We start from the raw sequence: 16,613 nt of genomic DNA on the forward strand, positions 1-16,613 counted from the left end.
AAGGGCCTCAGCCCGACCGGGCTACCACCCGTCATCCTCCCGCTCAACCATCGCCAGCGCATCGGTCAGTGCCTTCTTGACTCCGCTGGCGCTGAGTCTGCGCTTCTTGCCGCTGAGGCGTTTGAGCGCCAGGTTACACAGATCCTCAGTGGAGACCCAGCCAGCTGAGCCAGCACGGAGTTCACGCATCAGCGCCGCCAGCTCCCGGGGGTGGATCTCCTCGATGGAGTCCACGTGATCCAGCGCATGACGCCGGTAGCGCACGGGCAACCGGGCGGCGTCCATGCTCCGCCACACGAAGCCTGCGTCGTCGGTGTAGGCGAATGCGTCGCCCAGCAGCGCATCGACCTTCTGCTCCCGGGACTTCACCACCCGGGTGAGCCCGTAGGCGCGGCAGAGCTTGACGATCAGCCGGTGCCGGGTGAGTGGGGACTCGACGTCGCAGATGGCACGGGCTGTCTCAACCACGTGTGCACGTTCTGGCGAGTTCTTGTCCTGTGCGCGGTCGAGTATCTCCAGCGGGTACACGCCCTCAGGCCGCCACTGCCGGTACTCCGCATCGGCGAGTGGCGCACTCTCCGGTGCGGCCGCATCATCCGATGCCACGACCGGCGTCTGCTCGTGCGGGGCCTCGGGCGCCAGGGCCTCGGTGGGCGTCGGCGTCGACTCTGTCTCCGCCACCGCCGGCTGCGGCCGAGCCGAAGTCACCGACGCCGATGCCTTCCCCGACGCCGCAGACGCCGTCAGCACTGCAGATGCTGTCGGCACTGCGGGCGGTGCACTGGCCGCGGCCTGCGTACCCGCCGGCTCCGGCGCGCCTCCGGAGGCGGCGAGCAGGCGCGCGACCTCGGCATCCGCGTCGGCCACCCATGTGGGCATCCAGACGCGCTCAATCCGCTCCCACCCCATGGACTGCAGTACATCGACCGGCAGCAGGTCACGGTCCGTGGTGCTCGCCCGCCGATTCCAGCCGGGCCCGTCCAGCAGCACCGCTACGCGCGCTCCCCCGGCTCCGGTGACCACCAGGTCGATCTCGAAGTCCGAGTGCCCGACTCCGGCCATCACCTCAACACCCGTCTCCCGCAAGCGTTCAGCGATCTGGTCGCGGTGCAGGTCCACGGAGGCGACCGAGCGCGGCCGGCCGTGCGGCGCGATGCCGCTGCGCGCTCGGCCCAGGTACTCGCGCAGGTCCTTCACCCCCTGGTGGGTGGAGCGCTCGGCGTGCATGTCCTCCGGATCGAAGCTGGAGAATACGACCACCTGCCTGCGGGCCCGGGTGATCGCCACATTCAGCCGACGCTCACCGCCGACGTGGCTCAGGGAGCCGAAGTTGAGCGGCAAGTCCCCACGTTCATTGGCCGAGAACGTAACCGACACCAGGATCGTGTCGCGCTCCTCCCCCTGAACGTTGTTCAAGTTGCGTACGAACAGGCCATCGCGCGTATTTAGCGCCTCGATGATGCGTTCCCGGCCGCTGTTTCGCAGCTCGGTCTCGATCAAGTCGCACTGCTGGTTGTTGAAAGTGATGATTCCCAACGAAGGAGCGGCCTGCGGCGAGGCCTCAAAGCGCCTGCTGACCTCGTCTACGATCTGCCGAGCCTCCACCGGATTGGTGTTGGGCCTGATGCCACGGTGCTTGGCCGTTTCAGCACGGTAGTAGGTGCCGTTGACGCGCCGCAATGAGATGCCGTAACCGTCCGGACCGTCAGCCGGAGCGGCGGCTATCGCCAGTGGGCTCGGGAAGGACAGCAGCCTTCCGCCGTAGTAGTGCCGGTTGGAGAAGGCGATGAGTGACTCGACCCGGCTGCGGTAGTGCCCGGTCAGGCGGCGAGTGGGTAGGCCGAGTTCCAGGCAGCGATCGAGGATCGAGTCCGCGCCATCCTCCCCGGAGGTGCCACGACCAGACGCGGCCGCCGTGCCCGGCGGGGGCGTCGGCGGCATCTGCTTGGGGTCTCCTACCACCACTGCGGAGCGTCCCCGTCCCAAGGCGCCGACGGCGTCGGCAACGGTGATCTGGGAGGCCTCGTCGAAGACGACCACATCCACGTAGCGCCTATTCGCCGGGAAGAAACGGGCCACCGAGTCCGGGGACACCAGGATGCACGGGGTTATCGCGGTGATCAGGTCCCAGTAGGAGTCGACCAGGGCGCGGACATTCAAAGTGCTCTTGCGACGCTCAACCTCGTCGCGTAGCGCTGCAGCGCGCTCGCCGGCCTCACGCAGCACGCGGTCACGACGGCTCAGTACCGCATCGAGCAGCTCGGACGGCAGCTGTTCGCGTAGTCGGCTCTGCAACCGCCGGTACTCATGCAGTCATGCTTCATGCTGGTCCGCGTCGAATCCGTCCAGCCCGCTACGGGCAGCGCAGGCGTTGAACAGTGCCTGCGCATGGGGCGCTGCGGACGCGTCCGCCCCCATGGCCTCCACCAGTTCCTGGCGAGCCGCATAGTAGGACTTGCCCTCCTGCCCCGGTGCGTGCAGCTGCTCACGATACGCCTCCAGTTCTCCGCGTGAGTCCGCCAGTTGCCGGCGCAGTCCCGCCAGCGCCGCGGCATCATGACCGGGTGCCTGCAGCTTCAGCGCCCCGCGTAGCGCCTCACAGACGTCGATGGGTCGCATGCCGTTGTCGTGCAGGTTGAGCAGCAGGTCCCCGATGCCGGTCTCCTCGCCCAGCCTCCGGGCGACGACGTCGAGCGCGGACTGCTTCTCCGCCACGAACATGACGGTGCGCCCCAGCGCCAGGGAGCGGAAGATGAGGTTGGCGACCGTCTGGGACTTCCCCGTGCCGGGAGGCCCCTCAACCACCAGGCTGCGTCCAGAGACAGCGTCGGCGATCACCTGGGCCTGGGCGGAGTCCGCCACCAGTGGCAAGTTCTCCACCACCTCATCGAGATCCGTCGCGGCTCCGGGGGCTTGGTCCTCAGCATCGGCGCCGGGCGTGTCTTTCAGCAGGCGCGCCACCAGCGGATTGGCGGTTATGGTCGGCCAGTCCTCCTCCAGGTCCCGCCACATGCGGTAGGTGGAGAAGCGGAACAGCCCGAGGTGGACAGTGGACTCGACGCGGTCGCGGCGACCTGCGGTACGCAGCTGTTGACGCAGGTTGTCCAGCGTGGCCTCAACGTTGACGCCGTGAGCGTCGTATACGGGCTCACGCAACGCAGTCAGGTCGATGCCCGTATCCGCCTGGAAGCGTGCGCGCAGGGAGGAGTTGGGGGTGGACACGCCGGCCTCATCCAGCAACACGACGAATGTGTCCCCCTCCCGTTCCAGCTTCACGGGAACAAGGATCAGGGGAGAGCGCACACGCCGACCATCGGCGTACCAGCTAAGCGTACCGATCGCGAGGTACAGGTTGTTCGCCCCGGTGTCCTTCAGGGTGGTGCGAGCGGATGCGGCCATGCTCTGCAGGCGCCGCACGTACTCCTTGCTTCCAAGAACCGCACCCACGGTGTGCGCCTCCAGCAACTCCATGGCGTCATCCGCCGCCTGCGCGGCGCCCCGAGCGGGCCTGAGGGCCAGGTTGTCGCGCTTGTTGACGATGTCCTCGAAGTCGCCGACGAGTTCCGGCGGCACCTTGAGTTCGATGGCCGAGCGCGTAGTTCGGTCGATCAGCGGGTTGCGCAGGGACAGGTCTAGCAGGGACCGTTTCCACTCCTCCACGCGCGCCGGCGCCGCCCCCACTGCCCGGTCGGTGCCCGGCCCGCCCACAGACCGAGTCGCGTCCGCGTGCGCGGTAACAGCCGGACCCTCCGCGTCCTGTTCCGCCCGGACGGCGGACGGGGGCAGCTCCACGACGACGCCGTCCTCATCACGTTCGAGCGCCGGCTGCGGCACCGCACCACTGGAGCGCGCGGCGGCGATCGAAACCACCAGGGTCAGTTCTGAGAGGGCGGCCTCCACTATCTGCTGCGCCGCACCGCCCGGCACGTGCAGTACACCCGCGGGTGAGCGCAGGGCGGCGGACGGGTCTATCAGCCCGATGTCGCCCTGCCGCACCCCTGCGGCGAACGCCTCCGGAGAGTCCCCCACGCTCACCGCCCCATTTCTGGCGTATCCCAGCAGCACCGAGGTGGACGTCAGTGCCAGCATCGGGCGAATCCCGAGTCGTTCAAGGATGCCTGCGAGCAGGACTGCGACGTCGAGCTCGCTGCCGGCACGCGCATCCATAACCTCGCCCGCGGTGCGAACTGTTAATGGTTCCTGCCACCGTATAGTGCCGACGTCCGCCACGAGGCCACGGCTGCGCAGTACCGCGCAGGCCGCGTCGGCCACGTCGTCGGGGACCGGGCTCGGCGTACCTAGGCTCGCGCGCGCATGCGCCTGCGCTGCCAACGCCTGGATCACCGGCTGATCGGGCTGGACGAAGGTCGCCAGCGCCGGGCCGGCCCAGAGGTCGCCTCCGGCCTGCTGCCACTGGCGCGGGGACAACGCGGCGAGGGCATCAACCCGGCGGATCAGCTTCACGCCCTCCCGAGTGCTCAATTCCACGCGCACGTGGGCGGGGCTCGACTGGTCAACCTGTGCCAGGTTGCCCGGGTGGAGCTTCAAGGCTCTGCTGGTCCGTAGTTCGCGCTGCGCGTCCACATCCCAGGTGAACCGCCACGGCTCGACCAGCTCGCGGCCGCCAGGTCGGGGAACTCCGGAACCGGCCCCGACCCGGCAAGCAGGGCCCGCAGCGTTTCGGGTGTGCAACGATTGGCCAGCGTGTTGCGTAGATAACGCTCCAGATGCGGAGGGAGAACGCTGAGCATGCCCCGCAGGGCCAGGTCGTGATTGTTGAACTTCATGTGTCTCGGTGCAGAGATGGTTGGGATTGCCCTGAGCTGCCGGGCGTTTGGGCGTATGCCCGACACGCCCCGGAGGACTGCCCCACAGGGCCGGATGGAGCCGACTTGGGCAGGCTACAGGCTCCTCATGACACGAATTGCTAAAGGACCGCTACGCAGGCGCTTATCAGCGCCGTCGACGCACGATCTGGGCCACCAGTTCTCTACTGCATCCGAGCGCCTGGAAGGGGTGGATGCCATCGGCCCACGTCTCGTTGTCGGTGTAGATGACGAAGGTGTCCACTTCCAGCTCGTGTTCGGCGGCGTACAGCATGGGCAGCGCGCAGTCCGTACCACCGAGGGGCATCGCATCCACCACCCTTAGCGCGTCATCAAGGCGGCGGCGGGGCTGATGCCCAACGGAGCCATCGCGGTCGGCTGCCAGTATCCCGGACGAGTACTGGAGAAGGCGAAGGCGGCGGAGCCCGGTTCAGCGGCAAGCTGCACCAGCGCCAGTGCGGCCGCCCATGGCGGGCAGCAACCCCAGTCGGGTCAGGCGCGGCAGCCGGCGCATGAGCTCGGCCAGCGGCAAGCCCCGGCAGTACCGTCCGTGCCGCGAATCAGTGAAGTGAGGCGTCGGCCTCGGTGACCCTCCAGGCATGGAAGGGGACGGTCAGCCCGGCCCGGCTGGGGGCACACAGGTAGGGGCCGGCCTGCGCGACGGCGCCCTCGGGGAAGGGCAGCAGACGCACCATGCGCAGGGCGGCAGCGCCGTCGGGCGCTATGAGCCCCGCGCGCACGGTGAGGGCGTCACCTTCGCGGCTGACCCGAATGCGCACGCGCTCGCCCTGCCAGTCGGGCACCGGGCTCACCGACCAGTCGGAGTTGCCGGCCGTGACAACGGCACCCAGTTGGCAGGCGCCGTCGGAGAACTCAACCCCGGCCTTCACCCAGTTCTCGGGGTCGACGCGCACCATAATGCCGGCCTGGTCGAAGTTCTCAGTGAAGGCCGCGGTCATATCCACCTCAACCGCAGTGCCCGGTTCGAAGGGCGCCAGCAAGGCGTGGGCGGTGTCGACGATGAATCCGTAACTGGTGCGCCTCCAAGCGTCGGACTTCTCCACGGCGGTGACTAGCAGGTCCCCGCCCCTCTCCTCAGCAGCTGCGGGCGGGTTCAGCCAGTGGCCTGCGGACCAGGGAAGCGACGTCATGCCCCGACTCTAGCCGCGAGGCGGCGTGGGCGCAGTCCCCGCGGCCGGGCGATGCGGCATGTTCCGTCAGCTTCAGGGAGGCGACCCCAAGCGCAGTCCTCGTGGGCGGGAGATGAGAACCGCGCTGCGACGCGGCCAGCCGCCGCGCCCCGGCGGTATCCAGCTGCGCAGGTACCCCGGGCACACAGCACCATCCGCGCCCCGCCCGGCGGCGGCAATGCGCGGCCGCAACGCTCTCCGCGTGCGCGGCGCTTTCCCCGGGTGCCCGCACCGCCCGGGTACGTCAGGGACAGGTGATGACGAAGTCGATGCTCTTCGTCTCCGTCGAGCCACTCGGGGCGGCCTCACCAGTGACGGTGTAGGTCTTTTCGCTTACCTCGACCTGCACGTCTCCCGCCTGGCTCCGGTATCCCTCAATGTTCGTGTAGTTGAGGGACGCGTCATCGCCGGGGACGATGGTGATCAGTCGTACCTCGCTTGAGGCATCGTCAATAGCCAGGGACACCGAGCGCACCCCCGCGTCCGAAATCACGGAATCCGTCGGACCCACACCGATCGTGGTCTGGCCGTCCTGTGAGCCGCAGGCCACCCCGGCATTCTCGATCTCGAAGGGCTCGCCGTCGAGAGTTCCGGTGAAAGAGCCCCCGACCTTGACGTCCTCTAGCGGCAGTGGCGCGTCCGCACCCGGATCCGATTCAGAGTCGTTTCCTCCCTCGGCTGCGGTTGCCGAGTCCGCGACTGCCGGGGAGGCGGACTGCTCGGCGTCGCTCGAGCTGTTGCTGCCGCAAGCGCCCAGGCCGAGGACGAGCACGAGCGCAGCGGCCGTGGTGGTGGTCTTCAGGAGAGGAGTCTTCATGTCTGGATCCTGTCTACTGTCGGGACGGAAGCACGGCGCCTCGGGAGCGCCTGCGGCTGTGAAGCTACCAAGATAACGGTTCTGGCGCACTCACTCGCGCGTTCGAATCGCGGCCAAAGACGCACCTCCTGCCGGCATTCGCCGACCGCCCCACCTTCAAACCGCTGCAATGAGCCCGTTGACCGCCGCAGCTACGAGTCCCGAGCTGACGACCCCACGGTCAATCGCCGGATCAGCGGCACCCCGACAATTGCCGGGTAGCGGATCCCTGACAATCGCCGGGTCAGCGCCCCCCCCTGACGATACCCGTGAACCATGGCACGGATTGCACCACTTTCAGCCGACGGTGGTGATGCTTCCCGGATGTAGCAGCGCGATCATGCGGTTTGCCTCCGCGGTTCAGGTCGGCGCGGGGTAAAAGTGGTGCAATCCGTGACACCTCACTCAGCAGGGAGAGCCTGCGAACGCGCCCTTGCGCCCTGCTGGAGCCGCAGCCGTTCCCACTGGGCCACTGCGTCCACCTCTCCTGGCGCGTGCAGCCAGTGGGTGCCCGGAACAACCGTCAGGGCAGCGACGAAGCGACGGCAGAAGTCCTCTGCCGACTCGCGCGGCACCAATTCATCCCGCTCCCCCATGATGATCGACATCCGCACATCCCAGACGACCGTCTGCCGGCCGTCCTGGGCGGCCCGCGAAGCGAATACCTCGGCATCGCGCCGCGAGCCACCCGCCCCGTGAACGCACAGGAAGGCGCGCGGCGCCCCCTCGGCCCCAGACGGTCACGTCATCACGGTCGGGAACGTCGAACGCTTTCGCAACCGCCATTGCTATCGGCCCATGGGCGCGGGCGATCACGCCGATTCACCTGCGTGAGCAGTCAGTCGGTGGAACGCCCGCGCCCGATCGCGCCTCACAGGTAGTGGGCGCGCAGGTCCTCGGGGGACTTGGCGGACAGGTCTGCCAGCGTCACGTCAAAAACGGTGCGCGCGCCAGACTCGCCGCGGGCAGCCAGCCTCGCCACCGCCCGCCCCATGCCGACCACCACGGAACCGGTGAATTCCGGGTTGGAGCCGAGCTGCAGCTCGAAGTTCACGGTCTCGGCCACACCATCGGAGGTGTGACCACGGCGAACCACGGTGCCGCCGTGCGGGATGCCGGCGTGCTCGGCGGCCAGTTCCTCGGCGGTGATGAAGTTGACGGTGGTGTCGTAGTCGGCGAAGTAGTTGGGCATCGCCTTGATCTCGCGCTCAATGCGGGCCAGGTCGGCGCCAGCCTCGGCCACCACATAGCACTCGCGCGTGTGCATGGAGCGAGTGGTGAGCTCAACATCATCGCCGGACTTGACCGCGGCGACGGTCGCCTCGACCGGCCGGGTGTACTGCTTGGCGTCCACAACGCCGTCAATGCGGCGCAGGGCGTCGGAGTGCCCCTGGGAGACGCCGGGACCCCAGAAGGTGGTGGTGGCGCCGTCGGGCAGGACGGCCTCCCCCAGGACCCGCAGCATGGAGAACAGGCCCGGGTCCCAGCCGGTGGAGATCAGGGCGACGTGCCCGGAAGCCTTGGCGGCGGCATCAACGGCGGCGAAGTGCTCGGGGATGCGGGCGTGGGTGTCAAAGGAGTCGACCGTGTTGAACAGCGCGGCGGCAGCCGGAGTCTGCTCGATCAGGTCGGTGGCCGAGCCGCCGCAGTTGAGGCAGACGTCCACCTTGTCGGCCCAGGCGGGCATGTCGTCCACATGGGCGACGGGCGCGCCCTGAGTGGCGACCGTAGCCGGGTCACGCCGCGTGAAGACTACGACGAGCTCCATGTCCTCGTTCTTGGTGATGGCCTGCTCGGCGCCGCGCCCGAGGTTGCCGTATCCGTTGATCGCTACCCTGATCATGCTTCCTCCTGGTGTGCTTGCTACGGGGGCGATCCTAGAGACCTGTCGTGTTGCCGTCGCGTGACGGGCCGAGGAGTGGCCCGCGTCGGCGCATCCGCCGTGCCCCGTCCGCGTAAGCGACAATGTGTCCCGGCCATTGGCACATCCGAACGAAGGAGACGACATGATCGACGTGCTCAGAGCCCGCTTCGCGGCATACCCGCACCGGCACGAGGGCATCTCCTGGGATGCGGTCGCCGCGCGCCTGGCCGCGCGTCCCGAGGCGCTGACCGTGCTCAGGCGCATGGAGAACACGGGTGGGGAGCCCGACGTCGTCGACTATGACGCGCAGGCGGACGAATTCGTCTTCTACGACTGCTCGGCCGAGTCCCCCGCCGGCCGGCGCAGCCTCTGCCTGGATGATGAAGCCCTGCGCTCCCGCAAGCGGAACCCGCCGCGGGGCAGCGCCGCGGGCGAGGCTGCGGCCTTCGGCGCCCGGCTCATGGGTGAGGCGGAGTACCGCCACTTGCAGAGCCTTGGGGAGTTCGACTTGAAGACCTCGACCTGGCTGGCGACGCCGGCGGACGTGCGTGCCCTGGGCGGGGCGCTGTTCGGCGACCGGCGCTTCGGCCGGGTCTTCGTCTACCACAACGGCGCCGACTCCTACTACGGTGCGCGCGGCTGGCGCGGTGTCCTACGGGTGTAGCAGTTGGGATCAGCGCGCTGCCGGGGTCAGCCGATAGATGCTCATGCCGTCTTTGAGGTTTTGGAGGCGATGAAGGCATCGAAGTCGAAGGGCTCAGCAGGCCCACTGGCCTCGCCTTCCGCAAGCGCTTCACGTAATGCCGCCAGTTCCGTCTCCCGATCCTCCAACAGGCGCAGGCCGGCGCGGATGACCTCGCTCGCGGACCGGTAACGTCCAGATCCGACCTGGTGCGCAATAAATCCGGTGAAGTGATCGTCGAGGCTGACGGAGGTGTTCGTTGCCATGAGCCCCATTCTACCAATAATTGGTACCCGCTACGTTGTGGCCCCTAGCCGAGCAAGAACGTCGAGTCAGGAGCGGCGTGAACCCGCCGAACGGTGCACTATCTTGATCGCCTGCGGGTCGTCGGGCAGCGCGACGAGCCCATCGGTGGCTCCATCCCAGTGCAGGGGCAGGGAGAAACCGGCACGTGCGAGTTCCGCCCGGATGGCGGCGGCGCGGGGATGGGCGATGACGGGCGGGTGGGCGGCCCCGGGATTGACGACGTCCAGGTCGGCGACAGCGGCGTGCAGGCGCGCCAGGCTAGCGCGACGGCGGGAGAGTTCGGGATTGAACTCCGGCAGGGCGAGCCTGGCGCGGTAAGGGCCCGGCATGGGTGCGGGCGCCCAGGCGACGTCAAGCAGGTCCTCGACGGCGTCCATAAGCACGGGCACAGCGGGGCGGCGTTCGGCGATCTCGGCGACGGCAGCCAGGTCCGCGTTAAGGGGGTCGTCGGCGAGCTCTGGCGGACTGGTGAGCCCGTGGACCACGCCGCCGAGAGGGATTGGCAGTAGCTTGCGCAGGCTGGCGACCAGGTAGTCGGCGTCGGGATGGTGCGTAGTTCCGGCGTCCGCCAGCAGTTCATCGGCACGCTCCAGCACCGTGTGGGTGGCGTCGACGACGATGCGCGCCCCGGTGCGGCGGGCGGCCGCGAGCGCGGTGCGAAGCTCGCCGCCGGCCCGGTTGCCGAAGGTCTCGGCATGCAGGACGAGCGGCGGGCGCGTGCAGGCCGCGAGTGCTGGGGCGAGTGCGCCGGGGTCGAGCAGGCCGGTGGGGCCGCAGCCGACGTCGGTGACGCGCAGGCCCTCGAGTTCGAAGGGGATGGCCATCGCGGTGCAGCGCACGCGGGGTGCGAGGACCTCGCGGACGCCGTCGGCGCGGGCCTCGCGGGCCACCAGGGCGAGCGCATGCCTGCCCGCGGCGGTGAATACGGGCGGAGGCTGGCGGGCCGGAGGCATGCGCCCAGGGTAGGCCCGGCGCACACTGGTCACATGAAGGACCTGTTGATCCCGCCCGGCCCCGGCTGTCCGCGGGGGCTGACGGTGCCGGCGGCGGAGCTGAGCGAGCAGTTCACGCACGCGTCCGGCCCCGGCGGCCAGGGCGTCAACACCGCCGACTCCCGCGTCCAGCTGAGCCTGGACCTGGCGACTACGACGGCGCTTGACGAGCGGCAGCGCCAGCGGGCCCTGCAGAACCTGAGCGAGCGTCTGACCGGGACGGTGCTCACGGTTACCGCGGCCGAACACCGCTCCCAGTACCGCAATCGGATGGCGGCGCGGGAGCGCCTGGCGGGGTTGCTGCGGGGCGCACTCGCGCCGCCGGTGGCGCGCCGGGCGACCAAGCCCACCCGCGGTTCCCAGCGGCGTCGTCTGGCGGCCAAGCGACGGCGCGCGGAACTCAAGACCCTGCGGCGCAGACCTCCCGCCGAGTAGAGCCGCAGACGCTTGCCGCGGCAGGGATGCGGGCGAACGTTCTCAGAGACCCGCGGGCGGCCCTTTTGCTCCTCCGCCCGTCAGCGCATTGGAATTGGCCAGCCGACGAACATGCCGTCGATCTGTTCGGGCACGACGGCGCCGCGGCCGGTGAGGTAGGTCAGCTCGCCCATGCCGCGGAGCTTAGCGGCATGAGCGATCTTCTCCGATGAGCATCACGAGCCCTGACAAACGGGTTCTTCGCGTTTGCGAGTGCACTGGTGGGGTTGACTGGTCGGGGCGCCGGTGGAGGTGTTGAATCGTGGCCGCGGGGTGCGGGCTCTCGGGGCTTTGGGCGCAGTCTGCGTGCTGGCTGACGGCGGCCAACTCCTCTGCTGTGCCGCGCCGAAGCGGCCGGCGTTCTCGACGATCAGAATCAGATGCCTGGCGCCCCTGGCGAGAGGCAAACGGTGCGTTGAACGACCTTCGCACCCACTGCACGCCCCGGGCCGCGTTCCACGACCTTGGTGCTTGTCCACGACCTTGGTGCGTGTCCACGACCTTGGTGCGTGTTCCACGACCACCCCGGGGTAGTGCAACACGCACCAAGGTCGTGCAACGCACCAAGCAGCCCTCGCATCTCATGCCGTTCCCCCACCCAGACGCATCGCCGCCGAGCGTGAGGCATCATCACCTGCCCATGTTGCGAACCTCCACCGGGGCCCCCTCCACCACACCCGCAAATGCGAAGAACCGACAAGGCTCTTCCGGTTCGGGGTGTGGTGATTGTGTCGGGGCTGAGGTGTCTGTTGCGCCGACGGACGTTAACAACGCTGCTTAACGGCCTGCTGTATACCTCAGAGCCCTTCAGCAGGCCGTTAACAGGCGTTGTTAACCCCGAAGTAGCGTTGCAAGCCAGGAAGCGGCGTTACAGATGATCCCGCTGCCAGACACCGGCGATGACGGCAGCTAAGTCCGACCCGGTGAACCGGAAGGCTCACCGGGTCCCTCCGACGAAGGAATCTGTGCAGGCAAAGCGGTTCCGTCAGTCCAGGAAGGCGCGAACCTGCGAGGCGAAAAGGTCGGGCTCCTGGAAGATGGCGCCGTGGCCGGCACCGGGGTAGAGCTCCTCGAGCCTGGCGGCGGGCAGACGCCGTCCCAGGTCCAAGGTGTTGGAGCTGGGGACCATGAGGTCGTTGTCGCCGTTCACCACCAGGACCGGGTGGCCGATCCGGGAAAGGTCCTGCGGCTCCTGCCGGCCCCAGCTGCGCACGGCCTTGAGCTGGCGCAGGAGGCCCGGTACGCGCGCGGCCCTGTCGGGATGCTTGAAGGCAGCCACACAGCCCAGGAACTCATCCGCCCTGTCCCAGGCGGCCACGGGGAAGAACAGGTAGTGACGGGTGTCCTTGCGGGTCACGGCCGCCTGCGCCATGGCCCGGAAGGTCAGGCCCGGTACCCGGGTGATGCCGGCGCCTCCCGCCGGGCCGGTGCCGGCGAGCACGGCCATGCGGAAACGTTCCGGGTGGGTCAGCAGCAGCTGCTGGGTGACAAATCCGCCCAGCGAGAGACCAAGGAGGTCGACCTGCTTCAGGCCTGCGGCATCGAGGAACTCGATCACACCGTCGGCCATGGCCGCAACGGTGGTGGGCGCCGAGCCGGAGGAGCCGCCCATGCCGGGGTAGTCCACCGCGATGACCGGGCGGTCCCGCACAAATTGGTCGACCAGCCGCGGGTCCCAGCCGTCGAGGGTGGCCGCCAGGTGATTCAGGAGCAGCAGTGGTACTCCGCCGTCGGAGCCGACCGCCCGGTACGCGAAGTACGCGCCTTGGGGTGTGGTCATGCCCTCGACCGGCGCGTCCACGTACGGACCGTCGAAGTACTTCACCGTGCTCACGCTCCGCCCTCCACCACGATCTTGCCCGGGGCGGCCTTCCCGGAGGCGGACAGCTCCATGGCCTGCTCCAGTTCACCCAGCTCGAAGGTGTGTCCCACCAGCGGCTTGATGCTGCCGTCCTCAATGGCGGGGGTGAGCTGTGCCAGGCGGCTGCCGTCGGCGCGCATGAAGAGGAACTTGTACGCGACTCCCTGCCGCTTGGCGGCGCGGCGCACCCCGCGGCTCATCATCCACATGACCGGCTTCAGGATCGGCTTACCCAGTTGTGCCGCGAACTCGGAGTCAGGCGCGCCGACCACCGAGACCATGGTGCCTCCCGGCCGAAGCACCTTCATGGATCGCAGCGTCTCTTCCTTTCCCAAGGTGTCCAGGACAACGTCGTAGTCCTTGACATGGTCCTCGTACCGCTGGGTCCGGTAGTCCACGACGACGTCGGCCCCCAGCTCGCGGGCCAGGTCAACGTTCTTGGTGCTCACCGTGGTTGCCACTGTGGCGCCGAGGTGCTTGGCCAGCTGGATGGCGATTGAGCCGAGGCCCCCGGTGCCGCCCTGGATGAAGACCTTGTCCCCCGGCTTGACTCGCGCTTTCTCCATGAAGGCCTGCGCGGCCGTGAGCAGCACGAGCGGTAGTGAGGCCGCCTCGGCGAAGCCGAGTTCGGCGGGCATGGGGGCGAGGTCGTCGGCGTCGACTGCGATGGACTGCGTGAAGGTGCCGATCCGGTTGATGCCCGGACGCCCGAACACGTGATCGCCCACCGTGAAGTTCTCCACGCCGGGGCCTACCTCGGTGACCACGCCGGCGAGCTCCTGTCCCAGCACTTGCGGCAGCCGGTAGCTGATGAGCTGCCGGAACTGCCCGGCTGCGATCATGCGGTCCAGCGGGTTGAGGCCCGCCGCACGGATATCAACCACCACCTGCCCCGGGCCGGCCACCGGCTCGGGCACTTCAATCCACTCGAGCGTCCCGCCGTTGCGGTAAGAGGTAAGCGCGTAGGCCTTCATCACGTGTGCTCCTGTCCCGGTCATGCTCCCGGCGAGGAAGCCGCCAAGAAGGAGCAGACCATCTAAGTCCAGATACCGAACCTAGCCTGCGCCGACTTCACTGTCAACCGGACAGTCCAGCCATACCTCCCAGCCATACCTCTTTCCTCATGCACAGCCTTCACATCCCGGTCGCGGGCCGCAGACCGCAGTGCTACGATCGTTAAGTATCAAAAACGGACTCAGGGTTGCGTCGGCTTCGTCGGCGAGCGCGCACAGGTGCGGCTGCGCCTGCGGGCCAGCCAATGAACCTGTTCCGCCCGCATCGACGCCACACACATAAGCACATCGTGGGCACCGCGTGCGCGCGAGGCGCCGCGGCGCCGTCGGCAGCCGCAAAGGATCAGGGAGTGTCAGACACCATGACGGGACCACAAACCACCTGCCCCATCGCGGCCAGCCTGGAGCTGCTGGGCGAGAAGTGGACCCTGCTGATCCTTCGCGATGTTTTCCAGGGCATACACCGGTTCAGCGACCTGGAGGAGAGCCTCGGGTGCCCGCGCTCAATCCTGTCGGCGCGGCTCAGGAAGCTCGTGGAGCATGGCGTGCTGGAGGTCGAGCCCTACCAGGAGCCGGGACGAAGGCAACGGCACGCCTACACTCTCAGCGCCAAGGGACGCGACCTCGCCCTCGTGCTGGCAGCACTGCAGCAATGGGGGCTCAAGTATCTGCCGAACGTGGCACCGATTGCGCCAGATCCGGTGCACGTGGACTGCGGCAGTCCCGTCGAGGCCCGCCTAGCCTGCCGCCGGGGGCACTACGTCGCGGCCGATGCCATCGGCTCTCAGGAGTGATCGTAAGCCACCGCCATCACACCGTTGGCACCCATGCCACCTGGATGGGCTTGATCATGTCCAGGTCACCGGCAGCGCGCCCTTCGCCGCCAGTTCCAGCCCGTACCGAGTCGAGTTGACCATGCGGGCCCGCAAACAACTGAAGAAGATGGACCGGTTTGACGCCAGGATCCTCGCCACTTGGATCAAGAACAACCTCGATGGGTGCGCCGATCCCCGCCTTGGCAAGGGGCTGACTGCGAACCGCTCGGACGAATGGCGTTACCGCGTGGGCTCCTACCGGATCCTCGCGCTCATCCACGACGACATCGGCACGATCGAGGTCTTCCCGATCGGACGCCGCGGCAGGGCGTACAACGACTAAGCCGACTCGCTACACGTTGAACCTGAACTCGACCACGTCGCCGTCGGCCATGACGTAGTCCTTGCCCTCCATGCGGACCTTGCCATGGGCGCGGACCTCGGCCAGGGAGCCGTACTCCATGAGGTCGTCGTAGGAGACGATCTCCGCCTTGATGAAGCCCTTCTCAAAGTCGGTGTGAATCACGCCCGCCGCCTGCGGCGCGGTCCAGCCCTTGTGGATCGTCCAGGCGCGCGACTCCTTCTCCCCCGCCGTCAGGAAGGTCTGCAGGCCGAGGGTGTCGAAACCCACCCGCGCCAGCTTGTCCAGACCGGACTCCTCCTGACCGTTCTCGCGCAGCATCTCGGCGGCCTCTTCGGGCTCCAGCTCCACCAGCTCCGCCTCGAACTGGGCGTCCAGGAACACCGCCTCCGCGGGCGCCACCAGCGCACCCAGCTCCTGCTGGCGGGCGGCGTCGTGCATGCCGGCGTCGTCCAGGTTGAACACGTAGATGAAGGGCTTGGTGGTCATCAGCTGGAACTCGCGCAGGATTTCGGCGTCCAGCGCCTTGCCCGCCGCTGCGGCCGAGAGCAGCTCACCCGCCTCCAGCACCTTCAGCGCGGCCTGCGCGGCCTCCAGCACGGCGGCGTCGGTCTTCTTGCCCCGCACCTCCTTCTCCAGGCGCGGGATCGTCTTCTCCAGGGTCTGCATGTCGGCCAGGATCAGCTCGGTTGAGATGGTCTCAATATCCGAGGCGGGGTCCACCTTCCCAGCCACGTGGACCACGTCGGGGTCGTCGAAGGCGCGGGTGACGATGCAGATGGCGTCGGCCTCACGGATGTTGGCGAGGAACTGGTTACCCAGCCCCTCCCCCTCGCTGGCGCCGCGCACGATCCCGGCGATGTCGACGAAGGAGACGGTGGCGGGCACGACCTTCTGGGAGCCGAACATCTGCGCCAGGGCGTCCAGCCGCGGATCCGGCAGGGGGACGACGCCGACGTTCGGCTCGATCGTGGCGAAGGGGTAGTTCGCCGCGAGAACGGTCGCCCGGGTCAGGGCGTTGAACAGGGTCGACTTGCCGACGTTGGGCAGTCCAACGATTCCGATAGTGAGTGCCACGGGGCGAGTGTAGATGAGTCCGCCCGGCACGACGGGCGCCACCGGCCCCGGGCGCCTCGCGGACCGGCTAAGCGCTCGGCATTAATGTCGGTGCCCCGTGCCATGGTGGTCCCATGTCCACAGCGCTCCCCGTCCTGCTCCTGCTCATCGGCCTGCTAGTTGGTGCGGTGTCCGGCTACGCCCTAGCCGTAGCCCGCTCGGCCGCGGCTCGCGCCGGCGGTCGCGACGAGGCCGCCGCCCTGCGCGCCGAGGCGGCCCAGTGGCGGGCCCGCGCCGAGGAGCTGACGGCGCGCACC

The 16,613-nt window shown here is 68.4% G+C and carries 17 protein-coding genes and 1 pseudogene; 5 read left to right on the forward strand and 13 right to left on the reverse strand.

Annotated elements, in window-relative coordinates; translation table 11 throughout:
• Positions 1-21 precede the first annotated feature (21 nt).
• The 8 genes from GZ997_RS12665 to GZ997_RS05425 all read right to left on the reverse strand — a co-directional run bounded on the left by GZ997_RS12665 (position 22) and on the right by GZ997_RS05425 (position 8,715).
• Positions 22-2,295 (reverse strand): AAA domain-containing protein, encoded by a 2,274-nt coding sequence (locus GZ997_RS12665; protein ID WP_238994284.1) that lies wholly within the window; start codon positions 2,293-2,295, stop codon positions 22-24.
• An 18-nt stretch (positions 2,296-2,313) separates the two neighbouring features.
• Complete coding sequence (locus GZ997_RS12670) at positions 2,314-4,548, reverse strand: DUF4011 domain-containing protein (RefSeq protein ID WP_238994285.1); 2,235 nt, start codon at positions 4,546-4,548, stop codon at positions 2,314-2,316.
• The gene (locus GZ997_RS12415) at positions 4,545-4,787 is read right to left on the reverse strand and encodes a hypothetical protein (RefSeq protein WP_161923633.1); all 243 of its coding nucleotides are present in this window, start codon (positions 4,785-4,787) and stop codon (positions 4,545-4,547) included. The genes GZ997_RS12670 and GZ997_RS12415 overlap by 4 nt, the downstream gene beginning before the upstream one ends.
• A 166-nt stretch (positions 4,788-4,953) precedes the next feature.
• Positions 4,954-5,133, reverse strand: a complete 180-nt coding sequence (locus tag GZ997_RS05405) for a hypothetical protein (protein ID WP_161923632.1) — start codon at positions 5,131-5,133, stop codon at positions 4,954-4,956.
• Between the two features lie 253 nt (positions 5,134-5,386).
• A complete protein-coding gene (locus GZ997_RS05410) occupies positions 5,387-5,977 on the reverse strand; it encodes a DUF1349 domain-containing protein (protein ID WP_162679145.1) in 591 nt (196 codons plus the stop codon).
• Between the two features lie 283 nt (positions 5,978-6,260).
• The gene (locus GZ997_RS05415; protein WP_161923630.1) at positions 6,261-6,833 is read right to left on the reverse strand and encodes a lipoprotein LpqH; all 573 of its coding nucleotides are present in this window, start codon (positions 6,831-6,833) and stop codon (positions 6,261-6,263) included.
• Positions 6,834-7,273: 440 nt separating this feature from the next.
• Positions 7,274-7,480 (reverse strand): hypothetical protein, encoded by a 207-nt coding sequence (locus GZ997_RS05420; RefSeq protein ID WP_162679146.1) that lies wholly within the window; start codon positions 7,478-7,480, stop codon positions 7,274-7,276.
• 263 nt (positions 7,481-7,743) lie between these two features.
• Positions 7,744-8,715, reverse strand: a complete 972-nt coding sequence (locus tag GZ997_RS05425; RefSeq protein WP_162679147.1) for a diaminopimelate dehydrogenase — start codon at positions 8,713-8,715, stop codon at positions 7,744-7,746.
• 163 nt (positions 8,716-8,878) lie between these two features.
• Between GZ997_RS05425 and GZ997_RS05430 the strand changes: the two genes are divergently transcribed.
• The gene (locus GZ997_RS05430) at positions 8,879-9,400 is read left to right on the forward strand and encodes a DUF4256 domain-containing protein (RefSeq protein WP_162679148.1); all 522 of its coding nucleotides are present in this window, start codon (positions 8,879-8,881) and stop codon (positions 9,398-9,400) included.
• A 41-nt stretch (positions 9,401-9,441) separates the two neighbouring features.
• Here GZ997_RS05430 and GZ997_RS05435 read toward each other — a convergent pair whose 3' ends face one another.
• Entirely contained in the window at positions 9,442-9,684 is a 243-nt protein-coding gene (locus GZ997_RS05435; RefSeq protein WP_161923627.1) for a type II toxin-antitoxin system ParD family antitoxin, read from the reverse strand.
• Positions 9,685-9,750: 66 nt separating this feature from the next.
• Positions 9,751-10,677: a hypothetical protein gene (locus tag GZ997_RS05440; protein ID WP_162679149.1), complete on the reverse strand. Its 927-nt coding sequence runs from the start codon at positions 10,675-10,677 to the stop codon at positions 9,751-9,753.
• A gap of 33 nt (positions 10,678-10,710) precedes the next feature.
• Here GZ997_RS05440 and arfB point away from each other — a divergent pair, with 33 nt between their 5' ends.
• Positions 10,711-11,151 carry an alternative ribosome rescue aminoacyl-tRNA hydrolase ArfB gene (arfB, locus tag GZ997_RS05445; protein ID WP_162679150.1) on the forward strand — a complete coding sequence of 147 codons (441 nt, stop codon included), beginning with the start codon at positions 10,711-10,713 and terminating at the stop codon, positions 11,149-11,151.
• A gap of 1,024 nt (positions 11,152-12,175) precedes the next feature.
• On the opposite strand, the gene GZ997_RS05450 is transcribed toward arfB, so the two are convergent.
• Positions 12,176-13,024, reverse strand: a complete 849-nt coding sequence (locus GZ997_RS05450; protein ID WP_162679151.1) for an alpha/beta hydrolase — start codon at positions 13,022-13,024, stop codon at positions 12,176-12,178.
• A complete protein-coding gene (locus tag GZ997_RS05455; protein ID WP_161923623.1) occupies positions 13,021-14,025 on the reverse strand; it encodes an NADP-dependent oxidoreductase in 1,005 nt (334 codons plus the stop codon). The genes GZ997_RS05450 and GZ997_RS05455 overlap by 4 nt, the downstream gene beginning before the upstream one ends.
• A 401-nt stretch (positions 14,026-14,426) precedes the next feature.
• Between GZ997_RS05455 and GZ997_RS05460 the strand changes: the two genes are divergently transcribed.
• Positions 14,427-14,858: a helix-turn-helix domain-containing protein gene (locus GZ997_RS05460; RefSeq protein WP_162679152.1), complete on the forward strand. Its 432-nt coding sequence runs from the start codon at positions 14,427-14,429 to the stop codon at positions 14,856-14,858.
• Positions 14,859-14,979: 121 nt separating this feature from the next.
• Positions 14,980-15,222 carry a type II toxin-antitoxin system RelE/ParE family toxin gene (locus GZ997_RS05465; protein ID WP_162679164.1) on the forward strand — a complete coding sequence of 81 codons (243 nt, stop codon included), beginning with the start codon at positions 14,980-14,982 and terminating at the stop codon, positions 15,220-15,222.
• Between the two features lie 9 nt (positions 15,223-15,231).
• On the opposite strand, the gene ychF is transcribed toward GZ997_RS05465, so the two are convergent.
• Positions 15,232-16,317 (reverse strand): redox-regulated ATPase YchF, encoded by a 1,086-nt coding sequence (gene ychF / locus GZ997_RS05470; RefSeq protein ID WP_162679153.1) that lies wholly within the window; start codon positions 16,315-16,317, stop codon positions 15,232-15,234.
• A 113-nt stretch (positions 16,318-16,430) separates the two neighbouring features.
• Here ychF and GZ997_RS05475 point away from each other — a divergent pair.
• Positions 16,431-16,613: pseudogene (locus GZ997_RS05475) on the forward strand (DNA recombination protein RmuC); the annotation flags it as partial.

Origin of the sequence: Actinomyces sp. 565, assembly GCF_010365615.1 — a bacterium.
Taxonomy (GTDB): Bacteria; Actinomycetota; Actinomycetes; order Actinomycetales; family Actinomycetaceae; genus Actinomyces.

Bases quoted from the DNA above. Each gene is read 5' to 3' on its own strand.
- GZ997_RS05440 (WP_162679149.1), bottom strand. From the start codon at position 10,677: ATGCCTCCGGCCCGCCAGCCTCCGCCCGTATTCACCGCCGCGGGCAGG.
- GZ997_RS05430 (WP_162679148.1), top strand. From the start codon at position 8,879: ATGATCGACGTGCTCAGAGCCCGCTTCGCGGCATACCCGCACCGGCAC.
- GZ997_RS05465 (WP_162679164.1), top strand. From the start codon at position 14,980: ATGCGGGCCCGCAAACAACTGAAGAAGATGGACCGGTTTGACGCCAGG.
- GZ997_RS05460 (WP_162679152.1), top strand. From the start codon at position 14,427: ATGACGGGACCACAAACCACCTGCCCCATCGCGGCCAGCCTGGAGCTG.
- GZ997_RS05415 (WP_161923630.1), bottom strand. From the start codon at position 6,833: ATGAAGACTCCTCTCCTGAAGACCACCACCACGGCCGCTGCGCTCGTG.
- GZ997_RS05435 (WP_161923627.1), bottom strand. From the start codon at position 9,684: ATGGCAACGAACACCTCCGTCAGCCTCGACGATCACTTCACCGGATTT.
- GZ997_RS05425 (WP_162679147.1), bottom strand. From the start codon at position 8,715: ATGATCAGGGTAGCGATCAACGGATACGGCAACCTCGGGCGCGGCGCC.
- GZ997_RS05420 (WP_162679146.1), bottom strand. From the start codon at position 7,480: ATGTCGATCATCATGGGGGAGCGGGATGAATTGGTGCCGCGCGAGTCG.
- GZ997_RS05455 (WP_161923623.1), bottom strand. From the start codon at position 14,025: ATGAAGGCCTACGCGCTTACCTCTTACCGCAACGGCGGGACGCTCGAG.
- GZ997_RS12415 (WP_161923633.1), bottom strand. From the start codon at position 4,787: ATGAAGTTCAACAATCACGACCTGGCCCTGCGGGGCATGCTCAGCGTT.
- GZ997_RS05405 (WP_161923632.1), bottom strand. From the start codon at position 5,133: ATGCCCCTCGGTGGTACGGACTGCGCGCTGCCCATGCTGTACGCCGCC.
- GZ997_RS05410 (WP_162679145.1), bottom strand. From the start codon at position 5,977: ATGACGTCGCTTCCCTGGTCCGCAGGCCACTGGCTGAACCCGCCCGCA.
- arfB (WP_162679150.1), top strand. From the start codon at position 10,711: ATGAAGGACCTGTTGATCCCGCCCGGCCCCGGCTGTCCGCGGGGGCTG.